This is a genomic window from Streptomyces sp. NPDC053076 (genome assembly GCF_044546845.1).
Classification (GTDB): domain Bacteria; phylum Actinomycetota; class Actinomycetes; order Streptomycetales; family Streptomycetaceae; genus Streptomyces.
Genome location: NZ_JBITZL010000008.1, coordinates 1 through 17332, shown reverse-complemented (window position 1 = coordinate 17332; position 17332 = coordinate 1). Strand labels below are relative to the sequence as shown.

General features: G+C 73.7%; 13 protein-coding genes. 4 read left to right on the top strand and 9 right to left on the bottom strand.

Annotated features, from left to right (window positions below; genetic code table 11):
* Positions 1–48 precede the first annotated feature (48 nt).
* Together ACIGYR_RS28680 and ACIGYR_RS28675 are read left to right on the top strand one after the other, a co-directional pair.
* The gene (locus ACIGYR_RS28680) at positions 49–1128 is read left to right on the top strand and encodes a TauD/TfdA family dioxygenase (protein ID WP_399607035.1); all 1080 of its coding nucleotides are present in this window, start codon (positions 49–51) and stop codon (positions 1126–1128) included.
* The gene (locus ACIGYR_RS28675) at positions 1121–1780 is read left to right on the top strand and encodes a hypothetical protein (protein ID WP_399607033.1); all 660 of its coding nucleotides are present in this window, start codon (positions 1121–1123) and stop codon (positions 1778–1780) included. Before ACIGYR_RS28680 ends, ACIGYR_RS28675 begins: the two co-directional genes overlap by 8 nt.
* Here ACIGYR_RS28675 and ACIGYR_RS28670 read toward each other — a convergent pair.
* The 8 genes from ACIGYR_RS28670 to ACIGYR_RS28635 form a co-directional block, all read right to left on the bottom strand.
* Entirely contained in the window at positions 1755–2897 is a 1143-nt protein-coding gene (locus tag ACIGYR_RS28670) for a hypothetical protein (RefSeq protein ID WP_399607030.1), read from the bottom strand. The genes ACIGYR_RS28675 and ACIGYR_RS28670 overlap by 26 nt on opposite strands.
* The gene (locus tag ACIGYR_RS28665) at positions 2872–3750 is read right to left on the bottom strand and encodes a hypothetical protein (RefSeq protein ID WP_399607027.1); all 879 of its coding nucleotides are present in this window, start codon (positions 3748–3750) and stop codon (positions 2872–2874) included. Before ACIGYR_RS28665 ends, ACIGYR_RS28670 begins: the two co-directional genes overlap by 26 nt.
* Positions 3747–4976: a M16 family metallopeptidase gene (locus tag ACIGYR_RS28660; protein ID WP_399607024.1), complete on the bottom strand. Its 1230-nt coding sequence runs from the start codon at positions 4974–4976 to the stop codon at positions 3747–3749. The genes ACIGYR_RS28665 and ACIGYR_RS28660 overlap by 4 nt, the downstream gene beginning before the upstream one ends.
* Positions 4977–5378: 402 nt before the next feature.
* Complete coding sequence (locus ACIGYR_RS28655) at positions 5379–6188, bottom strand: ABC transporter permease (protein WP_399607022.1); 810 nt, start codon at positions 6186–6188, stop codon at positions 5379–5381.
* Positions 6185–6949, bottom strand: coding sequence for an ABC transporter permease (locus ACIGYR_RS28650; RefSeq protein ID WP_399607019.1), 765 nt, complete (start codon positions 6947–6949; stop codon positions 6185–6187). Before ACIGYR_RS28650 ends, ACIGYR_RS28655 begins: the two co-directional genes overlap by 4 nt.
* Positions 6946–7902, bottom strand: coding sequence for an ABC transporter ATP-binding protein (locus ACIGYR_RS28645; protein ID WP_391843867.1), 957 nt, complete (start codon positions 7900–7902; stop codon positions 6946–6948). Before ACIGYR_RS28645 ends, ACIGYR_RS28650 begins: the two co-directional genes overlap by 4 nt.
* On the bottom strand, positions 7899–8780 hold the full coding sequence (locus ACIGYR_RS28640; RefSeq protein ID WP_399607016.1) for a hypothetical protein: 882 nt from the start codon (positions 8778–8780) through the stop codon (positions 7899–7901). The genes ACIGYR_RS28645 and ACIGYR_RS28640 overlap by 4 nt, the downstream gene beginning before the upstream one ends.
* Positions 8781–9008: 228 nt before the next feature.
* On the bottom strand, positions 9009–10355 hold the full coding sequence (locus ACIGYR_RS28635) for a helix-turn-helix domain-containing protein (protein ID WP_399607014.1): 1347 nt from the start codon (positions 10353–10355) through the stop codon (positions 9009–9011).
* Between the two features lie 477 nt (positions 10356–10832).
* Here ACIGYR_RS28635 and ACIGYR_RS28630 point away from each other — a divergent pair, with 477 nt between their 5' ends.
* Together ACIGYR_RS28630 and ACIGYR_RS28625 are read left to right on the top strand one after the other, a co-directional pair.
* The gene (locus ACIGYR_RS28630) at positions 10833–12851 is read left to right on the top strand and encodes a hypothetical protein (RefSeq protein ID WP_399607012.1); all 2019 of its coding nucleotides are present in this window, start codon (positions 10833–10835) and stop codon (positions 12849–12851) included.
* Positions 12852–12971: 120 nt separating this feature from the next.
* Complete coding sequence (locus tag ACIGYR_RS28625; RefSeq protein WP_399607010.1) at positions 12972–13211, top strand: hypothetical protein; 240 nt, start codon at positions 12972–12974, stop codon at positions 13209–13211.
* A gap of 185 nt (positions 13212–13396) precedes the next feature.
* Here ACIGYR_RS28625 and ACIGYR_RS28620 read toward each other — a convergent pair whose 3' ends face one another.
* Positions 13397–16714, bottom strand: coding sequence for an AfsR/SARP family transcriptional regulator (locus ACIGYR_RS28620; RefSeq protein ID WP_399607007.1), 3318 nt, complete (start codon positions 16712–16714; stop codon positions 13397–13399).
* Positions 16715–17332 lie beyond the last annotated feature (618 nt).

The following is a 17332-nucleotide window of genomic DNA, read 5'->3' as shown; positions in this document are numbered from 1 at the left end:
AGTCACAATTACTTGTCACAAACCGGCGCCGACGGCTAGCGTCGACTTATGAAACCCGACCTCACGGCAGGCCCGGTCCTGCGTGCTCCGCTCGACTCCCCGGCCGCCTGGCATGGGGACCGCATGGCCTCCCGCCCCGGCGACTGGCAGGTCCGCCTCACCGACCAGGACGTGGACGAACTCACCGCTCTGGCCGCCCGGTCGGCCGCCGGGTCCCGCCCGCTGCACCACATCCCCGCCGAGGACCTGCGCCTGCCCCGCCTCGCGGCGAAGGCCGCGGACTGGCGACGCCACCTGGAGGACGGCCCCGGGGTGCTGCTCGTGCGCGGCATGCCGGTGGCCGGCCAGTCACAGGAGCGGCTCGCCCTCATGTACTGGGCGCTGTCCTGCGCCATCGGCGTCCCGACCCCGCAGGACAAACGGGAGTTGTACCTGGCCCACGTCCGTGAGGACGGCCCCGCGCGCCCCGACCGGTTCGCCTACCAGACCAACGTGGAACTGCCCTTCCACACCGACTGGTGCGACATCGTGTCCCTGCTGTGCGTCGGCCGGTCCCGCACGGGAGGCGCCTCGCGCGTGGCGAGTTCGGTCACCGTCTACAACGAACTGCTGCGCCGCCGGCCGGACCTCGTCGACGGCCTCTACGAACCGTTCTGGATGAACAACAAGGACGAGACCGACGGCGACCGCGTCCCCTACTACGCGGCCTCGCACATCTCCTGGCTGGACGGCAAACTGTCCTTCCGCCGCCGGCCGTCCTGGCGCCGCAGGGCAGCCGCCAACGGGCAGTCCGCCTACCTCCAGCCGGCCGGCGACCAGGCACCCCCCGAGCCGAGCCGACAGCAGCTGGACGCACTGGAACTGATGGACGCCATCGCCGGCGAGCCCGGGATCGCCCTGTCCATGGACCTCGTGCCGGGTGACGTCCAATACGTCAACAACCACACCGTCCTGCACGCCCGGGACGGCTTCGAGAACGGCACCGGGCCCGACGAGCAGCGCCACCTGATGCGGATGTGGCTCACCGTTCCGGACGGCCGCCGGCTGAGCGACGCCTACGCCCGGGGCATCGCCCGGCAGTACACCCTGCCGCAGCCGCAGCCCGCCGGTCCGCACGCCCATGCCTGAGCCGCGCCTGTCCGAGGTCGACTGGCGCGACGCGGCGTGGACCGCCCGAGCCCTCGAGGACGCCCTGCGCCGGTTCGCCCGCCCGGACCGGCTGGCCGGACTGCTGCGCTCCGCACGGACCGACCCGCGGCTGCTCGGCCTCTCCGAGGTCAGGCCCTGGGGCAACCGCATGGTGCTCTACGAGGACCCGTCCTCGGGGGCGCGGCTGCGTCTGCAGCACTGGGCGGGCGGCGACAAGGACCCACACGGCCGGCCGCACAACCATCGCTGGGCCTTCGCCTCCACCATCCTGCACGGCAGCTACGTCCACCGGCTCTACGGCGAGGTGGCCGACGTGGAGCGGCGGCTGGCCGAGGAGGGCGGCCCGGCACGGCCGTTGCTGGAGCGCACCGAGTCGGCGGGCAGCTCCTACGTCCTGCCCCCGCAGACCGTGCACTCCGCGACCGCGGCGGCCGGAACCGTGTCACTGCTGCTCAGGGGACCGGCCGTCGGGGAGTACGCGGTGCGTCTCAACCGTGACCTCACCGCGTTCGCGGAACGCAAGGGCGGCGTCGCCTCGGAAGGACGGACGGAGCGTCCCGAGCGGCCGTTCGGCACGGCCGACGCGGACTGCCTGGGGACACTGCTCAGTTCACTGGGGCTGCTGGACTGACCGCCAGAGCGCTCGTCGCCGCGTCGTACAACGCCGGATCGACCAGGGCCCCGGTCACCAGCAGGAAGTCGGCGACCGGGGTCAGCAGCAGGGTGCCGCCGTCGAAGGGACGCAGCGTGGCGGCATCCGTGGCGCGGTGCGGGCGGGGGCCGGGTTCGACGGGGGTGAGCCGCATGCCGTGGCGCAGTGCGCCCCGATCCGGTGCGTCCGCCGTCCCTCGCCCCTGCCGCCATTCCTCGCGTCGCCGCAGCTCGCGCGCGGACGCCTCGGCGAGCGCCGTGAGCAGCGTGCCGAGACCGGACGGCGCTCGCCCCGCGTCGGGGACCGTGCCGGCGAACAGCTCCAGGAGTTCGCTGAGTTCGGGAGCGAGGTGGTACTCGTCGGCGGTGCGTGCGAGCAGCGGCAGCTCCCGCTCGTGTCCGGAGGCCAGCGCCATCATGACGTCGACCACGTCCTTGCCGTTGAACGGTCGTTGGAAGCGCTCCTCGGCGACGGCCAGGAGACCCGCGGCGAGCGGGTCGTGCGGCAGCCTCGGCCGCAGCGGTACCGCACCCTGGTCGCCGGTCAGCGCACAGGTCAGGATCTCCACGCGGGTCTCGTAGTCCAGCAGCGGGTCCGCGCCCGGCCAGGAGAGGGCCACCACGAGGTGCCGGGCCTCGCCGTCGAGAACCGTCAGGTCCATCTCCCGGGGCGCGTACTCGGCCACGAGGGTGGTGACGACCCGCCACAGGGCGGCCGTGTCCGGTACGACCAGATCGAGGTCGTTCATCGGCCTGGGCAGGTCGTCCGGGTACCACGCGGCGAGCGAGAGCCCCTTGAGGGGGCGGGCGCCCAGCGGTTCGCAGCGGCGCTGCACCCGGGCGTAGAAGGCGGTGCGCTCCGCCCGGCGCCGCAACTCGTCCGCGGAGCCGGTGCCGATGACACCCTCCCGGGCCGCCGCCGTCATCACCAGGGCCCGGAATGCCTGCGAGACGCGGCCGGCCCCCGTCACCACCTCATAGGGCGTGGCGTCCTCCGGCAGGTCCAGGAGGCGGCGGAAGAAGGCCAGATCCGGCACCGGGCGGGGATCACGGTGGGGAGCGGGACGGGAGTCATCGCGGTGGTCGCGGGCGGTCACATCGATTCCCTGAGGGGTCGGTCGGGTTCGGGGCGTGCCAGTAGACGTGCTCGGTGCGCCAGCCCCGCCGGTGCAGCGAGGCGACGATGCGGGCGCCGTGCTCCGGGGCGCCGGTCGCGCCGCCGTGCACCACGTTGCCCAGCAGGGGAACGCCGGCGCGGGCGGCCCGGGCGAGCGCGGCCTCGACCAGGAGCCCGGTGACGGCGCCGATGTCGAAGGGGGCGGCGACCAGGGTGTCGATGAGTTCGAGATAGGCGGTGCCGGTCACCTCGTCGGTGAACGGCAGGAGCGTCGCGTGGCCGGCGGGTTCGCGGCCGGCCACGGCGACGAGGCTGAACCGCCCGGGCGCGGCCATGATCGCGTCGGCCTGCGCCTCCGCCTCCTCGCGCCGCACCGGCGCGTCCTGGTGGGCCGCGCCGGCTTCGAAGGCGTCCGCGATCCAGGCGCGGATCCGCTCGCCGTGCTCCGGGGCCGCCGGACCGACCGTGACACCGCAAGCGGCACCGGACACCGTGTCGCCGCCGGTGGCGTGATCCGGCGGGTCGTGGCGCAGGTAGGTCAGGTGCGGGGTCCAGGGCGCGCACAGCCGGACGTCGGGGGCGGTGCGCAGCAGCACTCCGCAGGTGCCGGGATGGACGGCCGCGGCACGCCTGCGCAGCGCCTCGGCCGCCTGCGACGACGCGGGAGCCGGGTGGGCGTACTCGACGAGGCAGTAGTCCCGGCCGCTCAGCGGATCCCGGGTCGTCCCGAGCACGCAGTGCCCCGCTCCGATGTCCACGAGCAGGCCGGCGTCCCGGCAGGCCGCCAGGTAGGCGGGGTCGGCGTCCCCGGGGCCGGGGCCCGCCGGGATCATGCCGGCTCCGGCCGTACGACGGTGAGTTGACGCCCGGTCACGGCCGTGGCCGCCAGACGTACCTCTTCCGCCGTCACCCGTTGCAGAGCGCGGATGCCGTCCTCGAGGGACCACGGCCGGGCGCCCAGCCCGGTCTCCTGGCTCAGGGCCATCGCATGGTCCCAGGGACGCTCGGCCGTGGTCACCAGGTCCGTCACCGCCTGACGCCGGGCCACGGCGAGGTCCTCCGGATCGGGACCATGCCCGGCGACCTCCAGCAGCACCTCGCGGACGACTTCCTGCGCGCGCCGAAGATTACGGTTCTCGACCCCGGCCATGACGCGCCAGGCTCCGGTCTCCGTGTAGCCGCGCGACCAGGTGAAGAAGGCGTAGACCAGACCCTCCTGGCCCCGCAGCCTGCGGTAGAGCAGCGAGGCGGGGGAGGGCCCGAGCAGGTGGGCGAGGACGGTGAAGGCATGGCGCCGGGGATCGCCCGTGGACGGGGCACGGCTCCCGGTCGCGAACCAGGAGAACCCGTCCGGATCGGCACCCGCGCCCTGGGGGGCCCAGGGCCGCGCCGCGAGATCGGCCACCGGTTCCGCCGCGGTCGACGGGCCGGCCGCGGGGGGCCGGGCGAAGGGAGTGCCGGCGAGGTGCTCCGCGACCTCGCCGGGCGCGGTTCCTCCCGTACAGACCAAGGTCATGCGCCGGCGGAGAAGGACGTCCCGGTGCACGCCGAGCACGTCCGCCGACTCCAGTGCGTGCACGGCCTCGTCGGTTCCGCCGACCGGGCGGCCCAGCGGATGGCCGGGGAAGCAGGCAGCGAGGAAGGCGTCCTGCACCGTGTCGCTGGGGTCGGCGGCCGCGGCGGCCAACTCCTGCAGCACCGCCTGGCGCTCGGTCTCCAGCACGGCTTCGTCGAGCCGCGGGTCCAGCACGGCCCGGGTGAGGAGGCGGGCCACCTCCGGAACATGGTCGCCCAGCACCTGGGCCTGGAAGAACATGCGGTCGAGGCCGGTGGTGGCGTTCGCCTGGCCGCCGAGCCGCTCGACGCGTTCGCTGAGCGAGCGGCCACCGTCGACGGGCGCCGACATCAGCACGTGCTCCAGCAGATGGGCTGTGCCGCCCCGGCCGGGCGGATCGTCACGGGAACCGAAGTCGACGGCCAGGCAGAGCGTCGTGGTTCGCCAACGCCCGTCGCTCTCGCCGATCACCGCAACCGGCAGGTCACTGATCATCGTGCTCATACACCCTCGCTCAGCGGATCGCGGCATGGTCCGCCGGGCGCACGGCGGACCATGCCGGTGGACGGACAGACGCTGCCGGGAAGCACGGCGGCTTCCCGGCAGCGGGGCATTACTTGACGGGCTTCACCTTGATCTTGTCCAGGCGGGGACGAAGAAGGGTGACGTGGTTGCGCTCCATGGTGCACCTCCTCTCTCGGGGTCGGGGCCGGGGGACGATGGCCTGCCGGGCGAAAGCCTTCGGCCGGCCGCCGGTGCTCGCACCGTGGGCGCGGTACCGGTGGTTCGAAGGTCCATGCGCCGCTCAGGGGCACATGGAGCGGGCTCGCGGGTGGGGCATGAGCCGTTGCGGCCGTGTGCGCGCGAGCCGCGTGTCCGGTGGTCGAGCGCACCGTGGCCGGGTGGTCATGTGCCGAACTCGATGGTTCCGGTGCGCCGTCCGCGCTGTGCCACCCGGCCGAAGGCGAGGACGGCGACGGCCAGCCAGCCGGCCCCGATGGCCGCGCCGAGAGAGGCATGCCGCAGCACCCGCACGGCCGGAGCGTCGTCGAGAAGGGCACGCAGCGCGGCGAGTTCGTGGGTCAACGGCAGTGCCTGGGCCACCGCTTGGACGGGGCCGGGCCAGTAGCCGGTCGGAACCTGTACCCCGCAGACCGCCATCATGCCGAGGTAGGCGGTGTTGGCGACGACGTTGCGCAGGGTCGGCCGGTCGGCCACGAGGGCGGCCAGCGTGAGCCCGAAGCAGTAGGTTCCGAGTGCCGTCAGCACGATCAGCACCCACGCCACCGGCACGGTGCCCGGGGTCCAGCGCAGCCCGAAGGCGGGCCCGAGGACGAACAGCGCGACCGACGAGGTGGCCGTACCGCTGACGATCCACTGAAGACTGCGCACGACGAAGGTCCAGGCGAGTTGCGAGGGTGCCGCGACCAGCAGCGGAAGGGTGCCGAGCGAGCGTTCCCAGGCACTCGAGGCGACGACCATGGTGGCCTCGATGGCGCAGACCATCAGGGCGTTGCCGATGACCAGGAACTTCTCGTCGCCGCCGGCGCCGGTCAGCCGTCCGGCGAGGGTGAAGAACACCACCTGGCTGAGCATCCGGACCAGCCAGCCGAACAGCCAGGTCCGCCAGGTGTGGACGGCGGCCAGTTCGGCCAGGGCGATCGCGCTGCCGTGCCGCAGGATGGTGAGCGCCTTGTGGCGCGGGCGGGGTGTCATGCGTGCCCCAGGGTGCCGAGGACCCGCACGCGGACGAGCACACGGCGCAGCAGCAGGGTGGCGCCGCCCAGACCGGCCGCCGCGAGCAGGCCCAGCGCCAGCAGTTGCACGGGCAGTTGCCCGGGCTCGTCCGGCTGGAAGGCGGACCGCAGCAGATCGGCCGACCAGGACAGATAGATCAGGCGGCTGACCGGACGCAACCAGTCGGGGAGCACACCGACGGGTACGACGATGCCGGACAGCAGATAGAAGGGGAAACTCAGCGAGTTCTGGTAGGGCCGCCCGCGCCGGGTGAGCACCAGCACCGCTGCGATCATCGCCGCGGTGCACGCCGTGGTGAGACAGGACGCGAGGATGCCGGCGACCAGCGCGAGCGGGTGGTGCAGCGTCAGGCGGACTCCGAAGCACAGGCCCACGGCCCATGCCTCGGCGAAGGCGAGCAGACCCGCCGTGGTCACGGCGCAGATGCGTCCGCCGACGACCAGGGCCAGCGGCGCGGGGGCCGCCACCGTGGGTTCCAGGGTGCCGCTGTAGCGGTCCCGGTCGATCAGATCCCCCGCGGTGAACAGCCCCAACGACCACAGCGCCATCAGCGTGGGGGCGATGACCGCGTTGGCGCCGATGCCGGGCCGGGCGGGGTCGTCGGTCATCGCCAGCAGGATCAGGGTGTACAACGGCACGGTCGCCAGCGTGTGCAGTTCGCCGGGGGAGCGGCGCAGCAGGGCGGCCTGCAGGCTCAGGCCGGCCAGGAAGGGTCTCATCGGAGGACCTCCATGCCGCGCTCGCCGATCAGTGCCAGATAGACCTCTTCGAGTCCTGGGCGCGAGGTGGCCAGTTCGGTGACACCGGCGTCCACCAGGAGCCGAAGGACGGGTGCGAGCGCCTGACGGTCGCTCACCTCGATCAGGGTGGTGCCGCGTGGACCGGTGCCGGCCGTGAGCACGCCGGGACGGGCCCGGAGCTGCCCGACGAGTTCCTCCGGGACACCGGCCGCCTCGATGCGTTCGTGCCGGGACAGGAGCGAGCCGAGTTCACGGGGGGTCGCCGTACGCAGGACGCGCCCGCCGTCGATGAGTGTGGCCCGGTCGCAGACGGCCTCGGCCTCCGCCATGTCGTGGGTGGTGAGCAGGACGGATCGCCCTTCCTGGCGCAGCTCGCCGATCAGCGCACGGAAGTCGCGGGCCGCGACGGGGTCCATTCCCGTGGTCGGCTCGTCGAGCAGCAGGACACGTGGGCCGTGCATGAGTCCGCGGGCGAGGTGGAGGCGCTGCTTCATGCCACGCGAGAAGGTCTCCACACGCTCGTCGGCGTGCGCCAGGAGGCCGAAGCGGTCCAGGAGTTCCGCGGCGCGCCGCCGGATCTCGCGGCCGGGTACGCCGTACAGGGCGCCCCAGTAGTGCAGGTTGCGCCGGGCGGAGAGCCTGCCGTACAGACCCCGGTCGCCGCCGAAGACGCATCCGATCAGCGGGCGGACCGCGGCGAGTTCGCGCACCACGTCGTGTCCGAGGATCCGCGCACTGCCCGCGCTGGGCACCAGAACGGTGGCGAGGATCTTGCAGAGAGTCGTCTTGCCCGCTCCGTTGGGGCCGAGCAGCGCGTGCACCTCGCCCTCGCCGACCGCCAGGTCGATGCCGTCCAGGGCGATGCGCGCGGTTCCCCCGCCGCGCGACGGCGGAAAACTCCGGTGCAGCCCGAGGACCTCGACGGCGTTCATCGCAGCGCCTCCACGGGGCCGGTGCCGACCAGGGGCGCTGCGCCGAGCAGACGCATCAGCCCCGACTCGCCCACGCACGCGGCGCGGTACTCGCACATGAGGTCGATCTTCTCCGGTGAGCCGTCGTACCCGATGGGGGGTGGTGCGTCGGTGATCCGTGCGAGCACGGGCAGGCCCGTGGCACGCGTGAGCCGACCGGCCGCGGCGTCGGCGGCCGGGCGGTCGCTCACCCGGTTGAGCACGAAGCCGAGCAGGAGAGCGCGCAGAGCCGGGGTCAGCCGATCCGCGAGCCGGGAGGCGTCATCGGGATCCGGGTGCCGGGAGCTGGTGACGACGACCACCGGCAGCCCCGCCCGCTCGGGAAGGATCTGGTTCGCCAGGTCGGCGTCCGCAGGCAGGTCGCCCACCCCCGCGGCGCCCTCGACGAGGAGCCACGGCACCTGGGCGGCGAGACGCTGGAAGCCCTCCTCGACCGCCTCCTGGCAACGACGGCGCAGCAGGTCCGGGAGGGAGCCGAGATCGAGGCGGTCCGCCCCGGTCACCGGGACCCGCCCCACACGCCGGCCGCGCACATAGAGATCACCCTCGGGGGCGTGCGGGGCGGAGAGGTCCACCAGCACGGGGTTGTGCCACCAGTGGGGGGCCACTCCGGCGGCCGCGCAGCTCTGGACCACGCCCCGCCGCCAGGGCGGCAGCGACCGCCCCGCGTACTCGTCGGGTGTGACGACGGCGACCGCCTTGAACGGAGCGCATCGGGTGCCCCGACGAGAGAGATTGCGCAGAATGCCGATCGAGACGCCGGTCTTGCCGACTCCCGCGGACATTCCGAGGACCGTGACGCCCTGTCGGACGGAAGGGGTGGGTTCCGCTTTTTTCATCGCGAGCACCGCCCTTTCCCGGTCGTTGTCCGGCTGCGTCGTCCCAACCATGGTCACATGACCGTGACTGCGTAGTCAATATAGGCAGTCACAAACAAAGGGATGCCGATGCCCGCCGCCTCGGTCATGGCGGTGATCCGCCGGGGCGTCCGACCGGAACGGGGGAGGGCAGGAAAGAAGCCCGTGGACCACGGGTGGTCCACGGGCGGGGCGGGGCGCGCGAGAGCGTCAGCCGCCGGCGGCGGGAGTCGGTTCGACGGCGGAAACGGTGCTGGAGCGGTACCCGAGGCAGCGCAGACTCTCCCGATAGGCCGCGAGGCTGCCCCGTTCGTCCCCGGACTCCTGCTGGATCTCGGCCAGCTCGGCCCAGGCGAAGCCGGCCTGGCGGGTGGCCTCGGACGCCTCCAGGGAGAGGGCGGCCCGCTCGCAGGCCGCCCGGGCCCGCTCGGGGTGGCCCTGCCGCAGCTCGGCCCTGGCCAGCACCAGAAGCGCCCGGGCGCTTTGCAGACGGTGCCCGGTGCCCAGCAGGGTCAGTGCGGACCGGGCCCGGTCCGCGGCGCCCGCGGAGTCGTCCAGGGCCAGGTCGGCACGGGCCATGGCCGTCTGGCAGTAAGCCTGGTCGACGGTGCTGCCGTGCCGGTCCAGTTCCTGCTCCGCGAGGGTCAGCTGCTGCTTCGCGGCGGACGCGTCCGGTGTCTCGGCGTCCAGCAGTACCACCGCGTAGGCGTTGCGCAGCCGGGCCATGGCCCGCTGGTCCTCGCCCTCCGCGTAGAGGGCCAGGGCCTTGCGGATGAACGTCAGGGCGTCCGCCGCCCGGCCGTTGCGGTGGGCGACGAGGCTGGCGTTCCAGTACGCGGCACCCCGGGCGCGGTTGTCGGTGAGCTGTTCGGCCTCCTCGATGGCGCGCGAGGCCAGGTATCCGGCGCGGTGCAGGTCGCCGCGCTCGGTGTGCAGCCCCACCAGCGTCGACATCAGTTCGATCGCGGTGACGGACGGCGGGATGTCCAGTCGCTGGAGGTCGGCCAGCTTCGACTCGGCCAGCTCCACGGCGTGCGCGAGGTCGCCCAGTTCCCGGTAGCAGCGGCACAGTGCGATGACCACGGTCAGGTCCGCCCCGGCGCTCGGCGGCTGCGCCTGGTTCTCCGTGTCGGCCTCGCGCAGCCGCTCGTACTCGACCAGTGCCTCCTCGAGGCGGCCGAGCGCCTCGAGCGATCGCGCCACACCGAAGCCCACGGTGGACCGGACGTCGGCCGGTCCACCGTCGCCGGCTCGCTCCCGGACGCGGAGGAAGGTGTGCAGCGCCGCCTCGGGCTCGCCGTTCGCCAGGGACATCTCCGCGTAGGAGAGCTCCACCTCGAGATTGCCGGCGGGTTCGGGAACGAGACACTCGAGCAGGTACCCGGGCTCGCATTCCAGGCGCGCGGCAATGCGGCGCAGCACCTCTTCCGAAGGGGTGCGCTTTCCGCTCTCCAGGAGCGAGATATAGCTGTGCGAGAGATCGCTGCCCGCGAGATCGGTTTGCGACATGCGCCTCAATCGGCGCTGGCGACGGATCCGCGACCCCAATTCCGCCATGTCGGACACTGGACTCAACCTTCCGGATATGTTACCGAAAAGTTAACCAGATGGTTCAACACGCAGTCAAGTCGCTCAGCAGCATGGTGGGAAATCGGTTTCCCACGAGGTGACCTGGAGCGACGCCGGCGCTGAGACCTGGGCCCGGGGGCCTGGTCCGACCCCGGTCGGTGCCCCGCCCCCGAGCGCCGGCAGGCACACCAGCGTCAGGAGGACGACGACCGCGGCGGCCGACGTGCGCCGCCGTGACATTCCGGGTGCGGGGGACATGCGGGAGGTGATCATGGGGGAGTCTCCTCGTGCTCGTGCGCTTCAGGGAGCCCGGGTCCGCGGCCCGAGCGGACCGGCGCACCCTTGCCGTGAAGCGACCTTGAGGCATCCCGGTCTACGCTCGCTCTCCGCACGCTGTACGGGCGTGCGGGCAACGACGGACGCCCGTAGAGGCGCCGTTGATCACCCGCCGACAGAATCCGCTCCATGGAACTCGTCACGGCCCGTCGGCTCCTGGCGGCATACGCGATGCTCGACGGCCACGACCGCCTCCGCATCCCGCGCGGCAGCTCCCTGACGCCGGGAGAGACGCGGGAGGTGGCAGCCGGTCCGGCGGGAGAGACGCGGGAGCTGACAGCCGGTCCGGTGGGAGAGACGCAGCAGGTGGCAGCCGGTCCGGTGGGGGAGCCGGGCGCGGCCGCGGGCCCCGAACACGTCCTCCGCGAGGTCACCGGACTCCTCTTCCGCCTCACGGCTCTGACGGCCGCTCACGGGCCGGACATCCCCGCGACGCTGCTGGACACGCTCGCCTCGTCGTCCGGCGCCCCGCTCGCCGATGGCGCCGTACAGACCGTCCTGTCGTTCCTGGAGACCGGACGGCGACCCGGCGAAGCCGCGCACACGGGCGACGTCCTGCGTGCGCTGCGCCGCCGAGCGAACGGCTCGCAGAGCCCCGCGCGCCGCCCGGACGACGACCTGTGCTGTGCCACCCGCGACCGGGACCTGCCGCCCGGGGCGGCGGGCACGCCGTCCGGCCCGGATCCCCTCCCGCCCTCCCTGAAGGCGCTCGCCGCGTCGCTCTCCACGATCCGCTCCCGCCTGCCCCGCGAACCCCCCTTACCCGGGCCCGTCATCGCGGGCCCTCGCATCGACCGACAGGTGGACCGCGCGACCGTTCTGATCAGCCCGCCCGATCGCGGCTATGCCCTGCTCGTGGCCGGTGAACGGCTCCGGTCCGCCCGCCGGATCGCCGCCCTGCTGCACGACCTGCGTCCCTGCCTCGCCCCCTCGGACGCGGCCTGGGTGCTGTGGGCCCACGTCCACCAGGAGCAACCGGGTGAGGCACTCGACTTCCTGCTGGTGACCCACGACGGCGCTCCGCAGACGGTGCGGTGGGCCTACCGGCCGTGGCCGCACCAGGGACGCGATCCGATACGGCTGTGCCGTGACCGGCTCCCCTCGGTGGACCCCGTCCCCGCACACGGGCAGATCCTGGTGGCCGGAGCGGGCGATCCGGTGACCGTCCGGGCGCTCGCCCGGGGAATCGTCGAGGTGGTCGCCGAGCGCGCCACCGCGGCTCCGGCGCGGGCACTGGTGTACTCCCCGGCCTCCGCGCAGCCGCCGGGTCTGAGCCGGTCGGCGCGGCGTGCCGCGGACCTCGTCGCCGCCCGCCTCGTCGGCGCCTTTCGCGGATGGGCCGTTGCCAGTGTCGCGTCCGGCCACGTGCGTCTGGACCGTGCGCTGGGTCCGGAGCAGGAAACCGCCACCGCCATCGGCGGCGCCGTCCTGCGCCGACTCCTCGACGGGGCGCCGTCGGTGCCCTTGGCAGCGGCGCAGATGGACGACGACGGCCCGCTCGTACGGCTGTCGCCCAGGGACTACCGGGCCTATCTGCGGCTCCGGCTGCCCCCGTCACCGCTCGCCTTGGTCCCCGGGTCCAGCCCGCTCGTCCGGTCGATCGCGGCCGTCCTGTACGACCGGTTGCTCACCCTGGACGTGGGGCACAGAGTGCAGCGGCACGGCGCCGGTCTGTTCATCGATCTGGGCGACGGCTGCTTCCGGGAACTGGTGGCCGACGCCCGGCCGGCGCGAAGCACCGGCGGCCTGCTGCTGGAGGCGGCCCTGCTCACCTACCGCACCGATCCCGCCCGTTTCGACGCCTACTTCCAGGACCGCTTCGGGCTGCCCGGTGACCCGCATCGAGCCATCGCCGACATCCTGGACGCCGGGTGGGACCACCAGGAGACCGCACGCCGACTGGCCGACCTGGAACGGACGTTCGCCCCCGTCACAGGATGGGAGTCCGCCGATCCCGGCGTCCTCGCCCTCGTGCGGGACGTGCTCGCGGAGGCGGGTCCCGGCGTGATCCACATCAACGTCCTGGACGACTTCTACGCGGCCCAGCAGGAGCGGGTGCGGGCACTGGCCCTGCTGCTCCGGCTGCCCTTCCGCCTGCTGTCGCTGCACTACTCGATCGCGAGGGGGGACGTCTTCCTGCACGACTGACGGCCGGATCCCCTTGTCCGGCCGTGGATGGGGCGCCGTAGATCGGATGTAGATCGGAGCCTGCGACGGTGGTGCTGCCTTCGCACCGGCGAGGCAGCACGGAAGAGCAGGAGATGCGGCATGCACAGTTCCCATGAGGCCGTCCGGCGACCGGACGGACGCCCCGTACGAGCGGTGGCACGCGCCAGGGCCGCCGTCGGCCTGGTCGCAGCCGCGCTCCTGTCCGCGGCGGCGTCCGCCGTCGTGGCCCACGCCATGACGGAGTACCGGCACGGCGACGGGCCGGCCGGGGTCCACGTCTTCGCCGGGGGTCCGGAGGACTGGAACAACACCGTTTCGCAGCCCCCGCCCAGGAGCTGAACGGACGAAGAGGCCGAGCCCGGGCCACTGTCACGCGGTCAGGGCTTCCGGTAGCGCTTCGGGCCACTGTCACGCGGTCAGGGCATCCGGTAGTGCTTCCGCCCGCTGTCGCGCGGTCAGAGCTTCCGTAGGGGATTGCGCCCGCTGTCGCGCGGTCAGGGCTTCCGCAGGGCTTGCGCCCGCTGTCACGTGGTCAGGGCTTCCCGCAGTGCTGTCGCGTGCGCCGCGTCCGGGAGCCCGAGCCGGGTGAAGACCGCGGCGGCCTCGAGGAGCCGGGCCGCCGCTTCCGCGGTCCGGCCGAGGTCGGCGAGTGCCCGGCCGAGCGCGACCAGCGCGTGCCCGCGGTCGCGCTCGGAACGGCCGTCCGCGCAACGGGTGACCGCCTGCCCGGCCGCGGCCGCCGCCTCCGCCGGGCGGCCCATGGCCCGGAGGGTGTCGGCCAGCCGGTAGTGGGCCTGCGCCTCCCGGCCGTGCAGTTCCATCGCCCGGCACACGCTCAGGCACTCCGTGTAGCGGGCCACCGCCTCGTCGTACTGCCCGAGTTCGTGCATGCACAGTCCCAGGACGGACAGCGCGTAGGCCACGCCCTGATGGTCCGCGGCGGCCCGTAGCTCGGCCAGCGCGCTCTCGCACGCCCGCCGGGCCTCCTCGGCGCGCCCGCAGCGCAGCCTGGCCAGGGCCGCGTTCACCGTCGTCGCCAGTTCGCCGGACCGCTGGCCGAGTTCACGGGCGAGCCGGACCGCTTCGTCCAGGCGTTCCACGGCCTCCTCGTGGTCATGCTGGAGGAGCGCGACCAGTCCGAGGTCGTTGAGGATCTGACAGAGGATGGGCGCATCGCCGTTCTCCCGGCAGTGGGTCTCGGCCACCCGCAGATGCTCCCTGGCCCCGGCCAGCCGGGTGCCCTGCACCGCGATGTTGCCGCACAGGAAGCGGGCACGGCCCACGGTGCGGCCATCGCCGTGTTCCTCGGCCGCCTCGGCCACCGCCATGGCGGCCCGGACCAGTTGCTCGCGCTGCACGTAGGGTCCGAAGGCCGTCAGGGCGATCAGCAGGTCCACGGCGACGCGCAACAGGGGCGCACCGTCCGCGGCCCGGGGCTCCGCCCCCCAGGCGCCCACGCCGGCCGACCGTGCCTCACGGGCGACGGCCAGGACGGCGGAGAAGGCCGCTTCCGACTCGGCGGCGGCCCAGGCCCGGGCCGCCCGCACATCGGCGAACCGCAGCCCCGGCGAGCGGCTGGGGCTCAGCGTGGCGGCGACCGCGTCGCCGGGCACCACCCGCTGGAAGGCCCCGGCCGAGGTGGCCAGCAGGAAGTCGAGCAGCCGGTCCAGCGCGAGCAGGCGTTCTTCCGCCGTCGCCTGCTGCTGCCCGAACACACGGAGCAGGTCGTGGAGCCGGTACCGTCCCGGGCGGGAGGTGTCCAGCAGCGAGGCGTCCACCAGGGATTCGAGCTGCTCCTCGGCGTCGTCCTCGTCGAGCCCGAGCACGACGGACGCGGCCGGGGTGCCGATCTCCGCGTCGCAGACCGCCGCGATCAGCCGGAACGCCCTGGCCTGGGTCTCGCTCAGCTGGCGGTATCCCATCTCGAAGACCGCCGCCACGGTGAGGTCGCCGGCCCGCAGCTCGGCCATCCGGCGTCGCTCGTCGGCCAGTCGTACGGCCAGCGACTGTGCCCCCCAAGCGGGTCGCGACGCCAGCCGGGAGGCGGCGATCCGTACGGCCAGCGGGAGCAGACCACAGCTGTGCACCAGCTCGCGTGCCGCCGCCGGGTCCTCGGCCACCCGCGCGGAACCGGCGATGCGCCCCAGCAGCGACACCGCCTCGTCCGCCTCGAAGGCCGCCAGGTCGACCCGGGCCGCGGTGGGCAGGCCCCACAGCCTCGACCTGCTCGTGATGAGCACCGCACAACTCGCCGATCCGGGGAGCAGCGGCGAGATCTGGGCGGCGTCCCGCACGTCGTCCAGGAGGATCAGCACGCGCCGGCCGTTCAGCAGGGAGCGCAGGAACCCGGCGCGGTCGTCCAGGCTCTCCGGTACGAACTGCGCCGCGACGCCCAGTGCGGTGATGAAGCTGGCGAGCACCACGCCGGCGTCGGCGGGGACGTGCCGGTTGCCGCGCATGTCGGCGTACAGCTGGCCGTCCGGGAACCGGGCGCTGACAGCGTGCGCCGCCCGTACCGCCAAAGCGGACTTGCCGACCCCGCCCATGCCCGTGATCACGACGACCGGCGGTGCGTCGCCGTGCTCCGCGGCCAGCGCCTGCGTCAGTCGTTCGAGTGCGGGCGAGCGGCCCGTGAAGTCCACGGTGCCGGCCGGCAGCTGCGCCGGGACGGGAGGAGAGCCGACGAAGATCCCGCCGGGGCCGCCGGGGCCGCCGGGGCCGCCGGGGCCGCCGGGGCCGCCGGGGCCGCCGGAAGGCAGGGCGGTGGCCGCGGGCGCCGGAGGGGCCGGGACGGTGTCCTCACCGGTGCGTGGGAGGCTCGCCGGGTCTAACGCGGCGGCCCGATCCACCGCGGCGGCCCGATTCACCGCGCCGGCCACATCCACCGCGCCGGCCACATCCACCGCGTCGGCCCGATCGGCCGCGTCGGCCCGATTTTCTGCGCCGGGCGCGCCCGCCGCCCCGCTGCCGGCCGGGTCCTCCTCGCCGCCGCCGTCGGTCGTGCGTGGTGCCGGGCGCCGGAGAGCCCCGGCAGAGGCCCGCACCGAGGGGCGGGCCCGGGTCTCCTCCACGGCGGGAGCCGAGGCGGACGCGTCGTCGGCGAGCAGCCGTTGGTAGAGAGCGCGCAGCTCCCGGCTCGGTTCGACGCCCAGGTCGTCGGCCAGCCGAGTGCGCAACCTGTGGTAGGCGGCCAGCGCGTCGGCCTGTCTCCCGGCGTGCTGGAGCGCCCGTATGTAGAGCGCGTGGAAGCTCTCGCGCAGCGGATGGGCGCTGACCAGAGCACCCAGCTCGGGCACCGCCAGCAGCGGGGAACCCTGGCCGATCAGCAGGTCGAAGTGCTCTTCGAGCAGTGTCAACCGGACCTCTTCCAGCCGGGTTCGCTGCTGCTCCGCGTGGGGTCCGGGAACACCGGCCAGCGGCTCTCCCCGCCAGAGTGCGAGCGCCTGCCCGATCTGCTCGGCGGCCTTTGCCGGCCGCCCGGCCGAGCGGTGCCCGGCCGCCTGCGCGGCGAGCTGCTCGGCCCGCACCGCGTCGACATCGCCGGGATCCAGGACCAAGCGGTAGCCGTCCCCCACGGAGACCAGGGTTCTCGGCCGGGTGGAGGACTCGTCGAGGGCCCTGCGCAGGCGCCAGGCGTAGGTCCGCATCATGGCCGCCGCCGAGTGCGGCGGCTCGTCGCCCCACACCCCGTCGATGAGCTCCGGCATCGAGGCGGCCCGTCCGGAACGCAACAGCAACACCGCCAGCATCGCCTGTTGTTGCGGCGAACCGACGTGGACGGTGCGCTCCGCGCGGGTGGCCCGCAGCTGGCCGAGGACGGCGAACCGGATGCTGTGCGACATACCGGCCTCCGTACGGTGGCCCGCCCCGGGGCGCAGTGCGGGCGGCGACTGCGCATCACGCCGACGAGGCTCGTCCAAGATCTCCTCCAGTCCCACGACAGACCCTTTCAGCCCCAGGTCCTTCTCACCTGTGCGACTCCCAGGTCCTTCTCCCCGGGGCGACGCCACAAGGACGAGAAGCCGGCCCGAGTGACGCCTACGCTATGAACGATTGCCTGAGGACGTCCAAGGTTCCCGTCGGCCGCGAGTCACAGACGGCGGAGTGGTGAGCGGAGGTGACCAGGCCGCCGGTCACCCAGGGACCTACGGCGACGTGTACGACGCCGACACCCGTGCGGTCCGGACCCGGACGCCCCTCGCGGAGCTGACCGAGCCAGGCACCCGTTCCGACGCTGCGGCCCGGCACCGGTTCCGACGCTGCGGCCCCGACCCCCGGCCACCCGCCAGGTCGTGCTGGACGCCGTACGACCGCCGGCCGACCGGGTACTCGGTCGCCGACCGCGTGCTCCAGCCGCACGGGGGGGGGGGAGCGCGGCCTGTGCGCGGGCGGTGACATCCGCGCCGTGCACGACGACGCTCGCGACGGTGACGGCACCGCCTCCGCCGCGTTCTGGCGCG

Coding starts and splice junctions, on each gene's coding strand:
- ACIGYR_RS28640 (WP_399607016.1), bottom strand. CDS start 8,780: ATGAAAAAAGCGGAACCCACCCCTTCCGTCCGACAGGGCGTCACGGTC.
- ACIGYR_RS28635 (WP_399607014.1), bottom strand. CDS start 10,355: ATGGCGGAATTGGGGTCGCGGATCCGTCGCCAGCGCCGATTGAGGCGC.
- ACIGYR_RS28650 (WP_399607019.1), bottom strand. CDS start 6,949: ATGAGACCCTTCCTGGCCGGCCTGAGCCTGCAGGCCGCCCTGCTGCGC.
- ACIGYR_RS28655 (WP_399607022.1), bottom strand. CDS start 6,188: ATGACACCCCGCCCGCGCCACAAGGCGCTCACCATCCTGCGGCACGGC.
- ACIGYR_RS28660 (WP_399607024.1), bottom strand. CDS start 4,976: ATGAGCACGATGATCAGTGACCTGCCGGTTGCGGTGATCGGCGAGAGC.
- ACIGYR_RS28620 (WP_399607007.1), bottom strand. CDS start 16,714: ATGTCGCACAGCATCCGGTTCGCCGTCCTCGGCCAGCTGCGGGCCACC.
- ACIGYR_RS28630 (WP_399607012.1), top strand. CDS start 10,833: ATGGAACTCGTCACGGCCCGTCGGCTCCTGGCGGCATACGCGATGCTC.
- ACIGYR_RS28665 (WP_399607027.1), bottom strand. CDS start 3,750: ATGATCCCGGCGGGCCCCGGCCCCGGGGACGCCGACCCCGCCTACCTG.
- ACIGYR_RS28625 (WP_399607010.1), top strand. CDS start 12,972: ATGCACAGTTCCCATGAGGCCGTCCGGCGACCGGACGGACGCCCCGTA.
- ACIGYR_RS28675 (WP_399607033.1), top strand. CDS start 1,121: ATGCCTGAGCCGCGCCTGTCCGAGGTCGACTGGCGCGACGCGGCGTGG.
- ACIGYR_RS28645 (WP_391843867.1), bottom strand. CDS start 7,902: ATGAACGCCGTCGAGGTCCTCGGGCTGCACCGGAGTTTTCCGCCGTCG.
- ACIGYR_RS28680 (WP_399607035.1), top strand. CDS start 49: ATGAAACCCGACCTCACGGCAGGCCCGGTCCTGCGTGCTCCGCTCGAC.